The following is a 10069-nucleotide window of genomic DNA, read 5'->3' as shown; positions in this document are numbered from 1 at the left end:
ATGAACGATTACTGGGAACATACGTTCGATGTCGAAAATACCGGACGGCTTGTTGAATCTCTTCTCAGCAACACATGGAATTATGGAAACCCCAACCGTGCGGACCGTGCCGACAAGGTCCTGAAAATCGACCCGAAACGGGTATACTGCACGGGCTGGTCCATGGGAGCGATGACTTCGCTCTGGCTGATGGCCAAACATCCACAAACTTTCACTGCCGGTCTCATCATTGCTGGACAGCAGCGCCCCGCCGACATGGCGCCTCTTGCGCATCAAAAAGTCCTGATCATCACCGGCACCGAAGATGACAAGGCCACGCCCTGGAACGAGAAATGCATTCCCGTCTGGGAGCAGGCTGGCGGCAAGGTCGTCCGTCCCAAGGAAACACTCGATCCGACTCTTATTTTTCCAATAGATCAGCAGGAAAAACTGACAGCACAGATCAACGGTTATCTTGCGCAGAACGGAAACATTACGTTCCTTACCTTCCAAGGCGTTGATCACATGGGATCAGCACGCAAGTTTTTTCATATTAGGGCCGCAAGAGACTGGCTGCTCAGCCAGACCAAGGCATAGGCCTTCAGGATCTGCACTCTTCTGGCCAATATATTTAAGATACGGAACATGCACTGATGCATAAAAGATTTTTATTAATTGGCAGCCTTGTTCTGGCTGCCTCCCCTGCCCTTGCAGAAAAACCATCATCAACTCTTTCGTCAGCCTCAACACCAGAAAGCACAACAGCGGCAGCAGTAGCCGCTGGTCGTGCGTTTCTGGCAACATTTGACGCAGCCAGCCGTCCAAAGGTCCAGTTCGCCTTTGTTGCAAAAAAGTACGGCACACTCATCCGTTTTCGCAGAACGGCTCCGGATCAGCCGGTCGCTCCCGTGACTGACGAACAGGCCAAAGCTCCGGTCAAGCGTGGACCGGGCATGGGTCCACCTGAAGGCTTCATCGGCGAACAGTATGGCGTAGGCGTGTGGTCCAATTACCCCGTAAGTGATGTACTGCGTCCGGGACTGCAAGTGGGACAACTGACACCGGATCAGAAAGCCGCAGCGTTCCATCTTTTGCAAACACTCCTGAGCGTCAAAGGTTATCAGAAAGTGCAGGACATCATGGGAGCAGATCAGGCTCTTTCAGAAACCGAAACGCATTTTGCTTCAGGTCAGGCCGTCTATACGATTGCTATATTGGGCGAACCCTCTGAGACCACTCCCTGGATGGTGCAGTTCGGGGGCCACCATCTGGGCCTGAACATTGTAATCGACGGTCCGCATGGCACCATGACTCCAACCCTGACAGGAGCCCAGCCGGCCCTGTTCAAACGCGGCAATGAAACCGTCCGCGTCCTTTCTGGTGAAAATGACAAGGCTTTTGCATTTTTGAATAGCCTGAACGCCACCCAGCGGGCGCAGGCCATTCTTCCCTATCAGGTTGCGGATCTGGTTCAGGGGCCGGGACATGACGGAGAAACCATCATCCCGGAAGGGATCAAAGGCTCTGCCCTGACCACACAGCAGAAAGCTCTTCTGATGGAGGTCATCGCGGAATGGGCAGGCATTATCAACACTGCCTACGCCGCTCCCCATATGCAGGAAATCCGCGACACCCTGAACGAGACGTGGTTTGCATGGAGTGGCCCAACCACACATGAACCCGACCGCAACGGCTCGTCCTATTATCGTATTCAGGGACCGCATCTGTGGATCGAGTTCTCTCCACAGGGCGTGGGTGGCGACCCTACCCTGCATGTTCACACGGTCTACCGCGATCCCAGCAACAGCTACGGCAGCCGGTAGTTTACAGCGCAATGACCGTAAAAAAGACTACACTGCTGCTGGCTATTGCCGCGCTGAGCTTTCCCGTCGCAGCTTCGGCGCATCGGCTGGATGAATATCTTCAGGCGACAACAATCGGCCTTTCCGACCACAGCATCGCGCTGCATCTGCGCCTTACACCCGGAGTGGATGTTGCTGACGGTGTTATCCGCCAGATAGATCGGAACGGAGATGGCAATCTATCCGTTGCGGAACAGCAGGCTTACGTGTCCCACATCGCACAGACGTTGACCCTTTCGATCAACGGGCAGTTTCAGCTCTTGTCGACGAAGACCGCAACCTTTCCTTCCCTTTCCGCCATAAAAAACGGTGCTGGCACAATCGACATCCAGTTCACAGCAAAAACGGATTTCAAAAAGGGAGATTACACGCTCACCTATCATAACAAGGGTGCCGGTCTGGACACGGTCTGGCTTGTCAACAGTCTGCTTCCACAGAGTCCGGATATCTGCATTACACAGCAGGAACGTTCAGAAAATCAGTCTCATTACGAACTGCGCTTCAGAGTTGATAACTCCTGCGAATGAAGCATCACATGTGATGACCGCTGGAAGCTTCTGAATCGCTATCAGTCGAAACGCCTCCCATACCGCCGCCTCCGCCGCCCATATCTCCGCCACCACCGCCTTTTCCGCCGCCCTCTCCCTTCTCACGTCCTCCGCCTGAACTGGCGGGGCGGCTTGGGCCCTGACGGGGAATTTCGAGGGTGGACGGAATACGCTCGATATCCAGCGCCTTGCGGATAAAGTCACGCAGGGCAACGACCAGATCGTGCGTATGGACATTGCGGCCCTGCACCAGCTCAGAAGCCGCTTTCACAGCCAGACGAACATGCTCTTCCGTGCCGAGAAGAATGATATCGGAGAGTGCTGACTCAACAGCATCCCGGATACGCCGGGCACGATCAGTGCTCCCTGAAAGCTCAAGAGAGGACACATCCGACGAGCCGCCATCACGCTGCTTCATGTCCCGCAGGTGAAGCGGACTGACACTCAGATCTCCCGTAAAAGAGCCTCCCAGCGTCTTGTAAGCTGCAATAAGCGTCCTGATCCGCTCATTGATCTGACGGTTCAGCCGTTCCCTGCGCTGCTGAAGCGTCAGCATCATGATAAGCCGCACGCCAACACCCAGAAGAGTCAACAGCGTCAGGCCGATCATCGTAATCAAGGCGCTATGCCACGAACTGAAATCCAAGCTCCGCAAACCGGTCTCCTGCCAATCGGATGTGATGCCATGAAATGAACGGCATCATCAGAACCAGTTTAACGTGAAAACTTTCAGGAGGTTACGGGCGTCACAGTTCAAAAATGAACAACGTGTCAGTCAAGCGGATCATTTCAGCCCATAGAGACCGATGAATTACGCGCCTGACCCTGAGACCGTCCGCCCAGCCACCGATGCGCCAGCCGCAGCCCCCAGAACCGGCGGCCCGTAAATCTCCCGAGCACGCCGGATGAAGGCGGAGACCATCAGGCGGACGGCCTCGTTGAACACCACTCCGATCGCCGCCTGAAGGAGGCGCGAGCGGAACTCGAAATCGACAAAGAAATCGACCAGACAGCCGTTGGCATCAGGCGTGAACGTCCAGACATTGTTCAGATACTTGAACGGACCTTTTTCATAGGTAACACGGATGGTCTTCGGTCGATCCAGCGTCACGCGGGAGCGGAAGGTTTCCCGAAAAGGGCCAAAACCAACAGTCAGGTCGGCAAGCAGTTCGGTGGACGTTGATGACACAACACGAACATTCGCGCACCACGGAAGAAACTTCGGATAGCTACCTACATCCGCAACAAGGTCAAAAATCTGCTCGGGTGTATAGTTCAGTACGCGGCGTTCTGAATGGGTAGGCATCAGGAAGTCTTCACCTTGTCACTCTGTTCATGCGGCGCTGATCCGCGATTGCGAAGCTGAGCCTCACGCGCCTCACGCAAGGCCGCAAAATCGGCGTCCGCATGATAGGATGAACGCGTTAACGGCGTTGCACTGACCTGCAGAAAGCCTTTCACACGCGCCATGGCGGCGTATTCAGCGAATTCTTCCGGCGTCACAAACCGCGCAACGGCTGCGTGCTTCACGGTTGGCTGGAGATACTGACCCATCGTGATGAAATCGATGTCCGCAATACGGAAATCATCCATGACCTGCGCCAGTTCCGCCTTATCCTCTCCCAGACCCAGCATCAGACCGGACTTGGTGAAAATCGACGGATCAAGCTGCTTCACCCGGTCCAGCAGTCGTACGGACTGGTAGTAGCGAGCACCGGGACGAATGGTGGTGTAGAGACGCGGCACCGTTTCGATATTGTGATTGAACACATCCGGACGGGCTGCAACCACCACTTCCAGGGCACCAGGCTTGCGCAGGAAGTCGGGCGTCAGCACCTCAATGGTCGTCTCGGGAGACGCCTTGCGGATGGCGCCGATGACCTCGGCAAAGTGCTGTGCGCCGCCATCGGCCAGATCGTCACGGTCTACGGACGTGATCACCACATGCCTCAGACCAAGCTTGGCCACAGCATCCGCCACACGAGTCGGCTCATCGGCGTCAAGCGCGTGCGGCAGGCCTGTCGTCACGTTACAGAACGAGCAGGCGCGCGTGCAGATCTCACCCATGATCATCATGGTGGCGTGGCGCTGCGACCAGCACTCGCCGATATTGGGACAGGCCGCTTCCTCACACACCGTGACCAGCTTGTTGTCACGCATGAGCTTGCGCGTCTCATGGTACACGGGATGATTTGGCGCTTTTACACGGATCCAGTCTGGTTTCCGTGCAATAGGATTATCCGGACGATGCGCCTTTTCCGGGTGGCGCGCCGCCTGAACTGTCTTGTCCTGCGCCGTCTTGCGATGATCAATCAAAACGCGAACGCTCATTGGTTCCTGTCCCGGTCTCGTCGAGCCTCAGAAGTGAGACGACATGGCGCGCACGTCAAGCGTTCTGTCAGCAGATCACGGACAAGCTTTCGCTAGCAAGACAAAACGGAGGAAGAGGTGTAACCCTTTCCCCAAGCTTTGCCGCAGGCACGGATAGGGAACAATCCCTCTCTCATCGCCTGTTACAGTGTGATGAAACAGAGACGATAAAGACCTTATTACGTGACCACATCTTCCCACCTTGATCGCCTCAACCCCGAACAGCTCGCCGCCATCGAGACGACCGAGGGTCCCCTGCTGGTCTTGGCAGGCGCAGGCACCGGCAAGACAAGGGTTCTCACCACCCGCTTCGCCCACATCTTGCTCTCCCACCGGGCGAAGCCGTGGCAGGTTCTGACCGTCACCTTCACCAACAAGGCCGCGCGGGAGATGCGGGAGCGGATCGGGCGCATCCTCGGCGAGCCAGCGGAAGGGCTCTGGCTTGGCACGTTCCATGCCCTCTGCGCCCGCATGCTGCGTCGTCACGCCGAATATGTCGGCCTGACCAGCGGCTTCCTGATCCTCGACACCGATGACCAGATGCGTCTGCTCAAGCAAGTCGTCGAGCCGTGGCGGATCGACGTCAAACGCTGGCCACTGAACGGGCTGCTCGGGATCATCCAGCGCTGGAAGGATCGTGGTCTAACCCCGGACGGCATCTCTCCGGCCGAAAGCACCGATTACGCCGATGGCCATGCCCGCGGCATCTATGCCGCCTATCAGAGCCGCCTGCGCGAACTGAACGCCTGCGACTTCGGCGACCTGATGTTGCATGTGGTGGAAATCCTGCGCACCCGCCCCGATGTGCTGGAGCAGTATCAACGTCTGTTCCGCTATATTCTGGTCGACGAATATCAGGACACCAACACCATCCAGTATCTCTGGCTGCGCCTGCTCGCACGCCGTGAGGGCGAACCTTCCAACATCTGCTGTGTCGGTGATGACGACCAGTCGATATACTCATGGCGCGGCGCGGAAGTGGAAAACATCCTCCGCTTCGAGAAGGATTTCCCCGGCGCGAAGATTGTCCGTCTGGAACGCAACTACCGCTCGACTGCACAGATTCTGGGAGCCGCCGCCGGTCTGATTGCTCACAATGAAGGCCGTCTGGGCAAGACTCTCCGCCCCGGCCGGGACGACGCACAGGGCGAACTGGTGCATGTCGTCGGTGTGTGGGATTCCGACGCCGAGGCCCGGGAAGTGTGCAGCCGCATCGAAAATCTGTGGCGCAGCGGGCACCCACTCGGCGAATTCGCCATTCTTGTGCGGGCCGGATTTCAGACACGCTCCTTTGAAGAACGGCTGGTGCAGACCGGCATCCCCTATCGTATCGTCGGCGGTCTTCGTTTCTATGAACGCGCCGAAATCCGCGATGCGATCGCCTACATGCGGCTGCTGATCAACCCTGCCGACGATCTGGCCTTCGAGCGTATCGTCAACCTTCCCAAACGTGGCGTTGGCCCTGCCGCTCTCCAGAAACTGCATGCGCAGGCCCGCGGTCAGAGAAGCTCTCTCTACGTGGCGCTTGGAGCACTCCTTGAATCAAAGGGCTTCAAGGGAAAATCAGCAGAGAAACTGGCTGCTTTTCAGGACTGTTTTGTCCAGCAGCGTGCGCTCCTTGAAAAGGAAGGCCATGTTGTCGCTGTCGGCGCATTGCTCGAAGATAGCGGCTATCTGGAAATGTGGCGCGAGGACAAATCCCCCGACGCTCCGGGACGGCTGGACAACCTGAAAGAACTGATCCGCGCCCTCGCCGACTTTGGCACGCTCGGAGAGTTTCTCGAGCACATCGCGCTTGTGATGGATGCTGAAGGCACGAACGAGAACGAGCGCGTCTCCGTCATGACCCTGCATGGCGCAAAAGGGCTGGAGTTCGATACCGTCTATCTTCCCGGCTGGGAGGAAGGCGTTTTCCCTTCCCAGCGCACGGTGGATGAAGGCGGAGACAAGGGGCTCGAGGAAGAGCGGCGTCTGGCTTATGTCGGCATCACCCGCGCCCGCTACCGCGCCACGATCCTGCATGCGGCCAATCGCCGGATTTACGCCAACTGGCAGGAATCCATGCCCAGCCGCTTTCTCGACGAACTCCCCGACGAATACGTGGACCGCGAGGGCGAGACTGCTACCCGGAAGGCCCGTCAGGACTATTCCGGCTTTTTCCGCCCCAGCGTGTTCACTGATGAGGTGACAGGTTCAATGTCGCCGCTGGTCGCAAAGAAGCGTCGTTCGGTGCATGACGAACTGGCGGAAAGTGCGCCAAAAATTGAAGTCGGCGCACGGGTCTTTCACCAGAAGTTCGGCTATGGCGTGGTGATCGGCGCGGATCGTGGCTCGGCGGAAGTGGCGTTTGAAAAAGCCGGAGCCAAGCGGGTTATGGCGTCTTATTTGCAGGTGACCGGAGAGTAAGTCTGTCCGAACATGCGTAAAGAAAAGACGCTTTCAGTCTATAAGGATTGAAAGCGTCTTATTCTTCTTGCGGACTTTTGAGTGTCTCTCAGCGTTGAGAGAGCTGGCCTTCAAGCTTTTTCTTCTCTTCCGTCAGGGCATGCAAGTGCTCCGGATTGTCCTTTTCCGCACGGGCCAACTCACGCTCTACCTCTTTCAGGCGGTGAGCGAGATTCTCGGCGGATGGTTCGTGATGTGTTGTCATGATCTTATTCCTATTTCCGGTCCAGCACCTTGCGGGCGAGAGTGACGATGTCGGACTTCTCTACACCTTCAGGGTTATGTTGTGCCTTTTTTGCAATCTCGCGCTCCAGCTCCGAGGCATGTTCCCCGCCCTTGAGCACAAAATTCGCCAGCTCCGTGACTTCAGCTTTTGTCAGAAGCTTGGGCTCCTTGACTGCCCGCTCGGCAAGAGCATGCAAACTGCTTGTTTCATGAGGAAGCTTGTCAGCCATGTCGATTTCACCCTGTTCTGGTCATGAAATTTTCAGACCTGAATGTGGGATCTCGATCGCAAAGATAACAGGGCCACAAACGCGGGACAGCGATGCGTACAAGCTGATCCAGAAGGAGAAGCAGTCATCAGGACCGCTTGTACCCTACTCCGGATGACCGGGAGCCCATCCGGGAGGAGCCATCTCGAATTCTGAAAACGTAAAGCCCGGCGCCACCATGCAACTGACAAGCACCCAGTCCGCGTCCGTGTCCGCCGCCTGCCACTCACCCGGCTCGACACAGGCCTGAAGCACCTCACCATCAGCAAGGTCCTGCCCAAGGCAACGCGTCGTTATCTCTTCGCCGGACCAAGTATGCAGACGCAATGTTCCACCACCCTGATGCAGCCAGATCTCCGATGCGTCGATTTTATGCCAATGCGAGCGTTGGCCGCGTTCCAGCAGATAATAGATCAGCGATGCGCACCCTCGCTCATCATGACCGAAGTGACGATCGCGCCATGTTTCGCGATACCAGCCGCCTTCAGGATGGGGAGCAAGTCCAAGCTGGGTGATGATGTCCTGTGCATTCATGAACGTTTCCTCTCACCACTGAAGTCGCCGGATTTCACGGAAATGAAGACATAAACAGAACGACAGTCATACCGCCATCTTTAGTCACTCAAAGCAGAACCAGATTATCCCGATGCATCCATTGTTCATGATGCTATCAGCCAAGCATACTCTAAAATTCTCCCGAGCGACGCCCGTAATGCTGACCTACATCTTATACAGACGCAGCCTTGTTCCGGTTACCCTCATGATTGGTGATGAACATCAAGGTCACTGAATCCGGCGCATCCTGACGATGCCAGACTTTACCGGGAACGATCAGAACATCTCCTTTTCTTGCAACATCCTGCGTTTCACCCTCATCAGTCCGAAGCGTCAGCGTTGTTTCTCCTTCAATAACAAGAAGAAATTCATCATTCGGATGCTCTTCCCACGGCGTTGAGCCTTTGAAACGCAAAACACCAACATCATGCTCACCAAATGGAAAAAGAATTTTCAGACCATTTCCGGAAACTTGTTCAGTCTTCTTCCCGATATCAATGACAGACAGATCGGCTGTTTCTTTGACCAGATTAAAAATATTCATGAATTTGTTCCCAATTTTTGATTCTCGGTCCCATCAGGGCAGACATCAGAAAGATTACGGACCGCCAGCAGCAGACACAGAAGAACAAACGCTCCTGTCATCCACGTAATCAGAAAAGTTTTGTCGTAACCGATCACGGATGCCAGCGGTGCGATGGACAGCCCGGCAAGCACATTCGCCAGACTCTCGCCGCATTGGAGAAAACTGTAGTCCATTCCAGGACGTTCCTCAGAAGACCAGTTCATCAGCATGGACCAGACAGCGACGTAAAAGCCACCATCAACGAAGTTTTCGAGCCCCAGTCCCATGTATAAAAGAGACTGACTGGCCATGTTCCCAGCCTGCAACAGCCACAATGTCCCAAGCAGCAGAACCGATGGCCACACAAGCAGAGCGGCTGCCCGACGACCGCCCAGTTTCCTGACAGCAGGAAAACCGATCACCGCTCCCCCAACGGCGCTACACAGGATGTTTGACATCTGAAGCGTCCCGGCAAAATCGAGGCTGAACAGTCGATCCATCATCCAGGGCTGGAGCAGCATAGCCAGCGCTGAGCCTGAAAACTTGAAAGTAACAGCCACCAGCAAAGCCCATAAAAACCCCGGTTGCCGGAATAGAGCCCTGAACCGCGAAGGCGCCTGAAGCGCACCACTCCGGAAAGGTTCTATACACGCGCGCAGAGGCAGAAGCGCAGCCCAGAGAACCAGAAGTTCGCCAGCCATGCTCCACATGGCACCAGCCCAGCCCACACGTTCATAGATGAAAAGCGATCCGGCCCCTCCCACAACCATACCCAACAGAAACGCGATCACCTGCAATGCATTGGCCAGTCCCGCATAACGCCCCTTCATATGCGACACGGCACAGGCATTCGTGAAAATATCCTGTGTAGCGAAGATGGTGTTCAGAAGCAGAACACCGCAGAAAGCAGCCATGAAGTGCTGTGCAGGAGACGCAAACCCCAGAAGCAGGCATAGAGCGATCGCAGCCATGTGAGTAAACAGCGCAAGACGGCCATATCCCCAGCGCTTTCCGGCGTTATCAGCGGCACTCACCCAGAAACATTTAAGCGCCCAAGGCAGAAACAACAGACCAGTCAGCCCGATTTCCTTCAGCGGCGTGCCGCTATGCCGCAGAATGGTCGCCAGCGCATTGAATGCCAGACCTGCGGGGATCCCCTGTGCGCCATACATCAGGCTGATGGCCAGAAACCGCCTGAACCGGCTGTTACGTTCACCAGCCGGTTCAGGACAAGTGTTTATCTTCATATCG

The 10069-nt window shown here is 56.0% G+C and carries 12 protein-coding genes; 4 read left to right on the top strand and 8 right to left on the bottom strand.

What is annotated here, in order from left to right:
• The 3 genes from B3759_RS08415 to B3759_RS08405 form a co-directional block, all read left to right on the top strand.
• Positions 1 to 576, top strand: a 576-nt coding sequence (locus B3759_RS08415; RefSeq protein ID WP_291365502.1) for a prolyl oligopeptidase family serine peptidase, incomplete at its 5' end; no start/stop codon positions are given.
• 56 nt (positions 577 to 632) lie between these two features.
• Entirely contained in the window at positions 633 to 1802 is a 1170-nt protein-coding gene (locus tag B3759_RS08410; protein WP_291365500.1) for a DUF3500 domain-containing protein, read from the top strand.
• A gap of 11 nt (positions 1803 to 1813) precedes the next feature.
• Positions 1814 to 2368, top strand: coding sequence for a hypothetical protein (locus tag B3759_RS08405; protein ID WP_291365498.1), 555 nt, complete (start codon positions 1814 to 1816; stop codon positions 2366 to 2368).
• A gap of 4 nt (positions 2369 to 2372) precedes the next feature.
• On the opposite strand, the gene B3759_RS08400 is transcribed toward B3759_RS08405, so the two are convergent.
• From B3759_RS08400 to lipA, 3 genes are all read right to left on the bottom strand, one after another.
• A complete protein-coding gene (locus tag B3759_RS08400; RefSeq protein WP_291365496.1) occupies positions 2373 to 3044 on the bottom strand; it encodes a hypothetical protein in 672 nt (223 codons plus the stop codon).
• 156 nt (positions 3045 to 3200) lie between these two features.
• Complete coding sequence (locus B3759_RS08395; RefSeq protein ID WP_291365494.1) at positions 3201 to 3695, bottom strand: type II toxin-antitoxin system RatA family toxin; 495 nt, start codon at positions 3693 to 3695, stop codon at positions 3201 to 3203.
• On the bottom strand, positions 3695 to 4720 hold the full coding sequence (gene lipA, locus B3759_RS08390) for a lipoyl synthase (RefSeq protein WP_291365492.1): 1026 nt from the start codon (positions 4718 to 4720) through the stop codon (positions 3695 to 3697). The genes B3759_RS08395 and lipA overlap by 1 nt, the downstream gene beginning before the upstream one ends.
• A gap of 222 nt (positions 4721 to 4942) precedes the next feature.
• Between lipA and B3759_RS08385 the strand changes: the two genes are divergently transcribed.
• Entirely contained in the window at positions 4943 to 7165 is a 2223-nt protein-coding gene (locus tag B3759_RS08385; RefSeq protein WP_291365490.1) for an ATP-dependent helicase, read from the top strand.
• A gap of 88 nt (positions 7166 to 7253) precedes the next feature.
• On the opposite strand, the gene B3759_RS08380 is transcribed toward B3759_RS08385, so the two are convergent.
• The 5 genes from B3759_RS08380 to B3759_RS08360 form a co-directional block, all read right to left on the bottom strand.
• Positions 7254 to 7409 carry a hypothetical protein gene (locus tag B3759_RS08380; protein WP_291365488.1) on the bottom strand — a complete coding sequence of 52 codons (156 nt, stop codon included), beginning with the start codon at positions 7407 to 7409 and terminating at the stop codon, positions 7254 to 7256.
• Positions 7410 to 7419: 10 nt separating this feature from the next.
• The gene (locus B3759_RS08375; protein WP_099349122.1) at positions 7420 to 7659 is read right to left on the bottom strand and encodes a hypothetical protein; all 240 of its coding nucleotides are present in this window, start codon (positions 7657 to 7659) and stop codon (positions 7420 to 7422) included.
• A 144-nt stretch (positions 7660 to 7803) separates the two neighbouring features.
• On the bottom strand, positions 7804 to 8232 hold the full coding sequence (locus B3759_RS08370; RefSeq protein WP_291365485.1) for a cupin domain-containing protein: 429 nt from the start codon (positions 8230 to 8232) through the stop codon (positions 7804 to 7806).
• Positions 8233 to 8425: 193 nt separating this feature from the next.
• On the bottom strand, positions 8426 to 8797 hold the full coding sequence (locus B3759_RS08365) for a cupin domain-containing protein (protein ID WP_291365483.1): 372 nt from the start codon (positions 8795 to 8797) through the stop codon (positions 8426 to 8428).
• A complete protein-coding gene (locus B3759_RS08360) occupies positions 8794 to 10065 on the bottom strand; it encodes a permease (protein WP_291365481.1) in 1272 nt (423 codons plus the stop codon). The genes B3759_RS08365 and B3759_RS08360 overlap by 4 nt, the downstream gene beginning before the upstream one ends.
• Between the last annotated feature and the right edge of the window lie 4 nt (positions 10066 to 10069).

It is taken from the genome of Acetobacter sp. UBA5411, assembly GCF_002409645.1.
In the GTDB taxonomy this organism is placed as follows: Bacteria; Pseudomonadota; Alphaproteobacteria; order Acetobacterales; family Acetobacteraceae; genus Acetobacter.
This window is presented reverse-complemented; position numbering and strand designations above follow the sequence as displayed.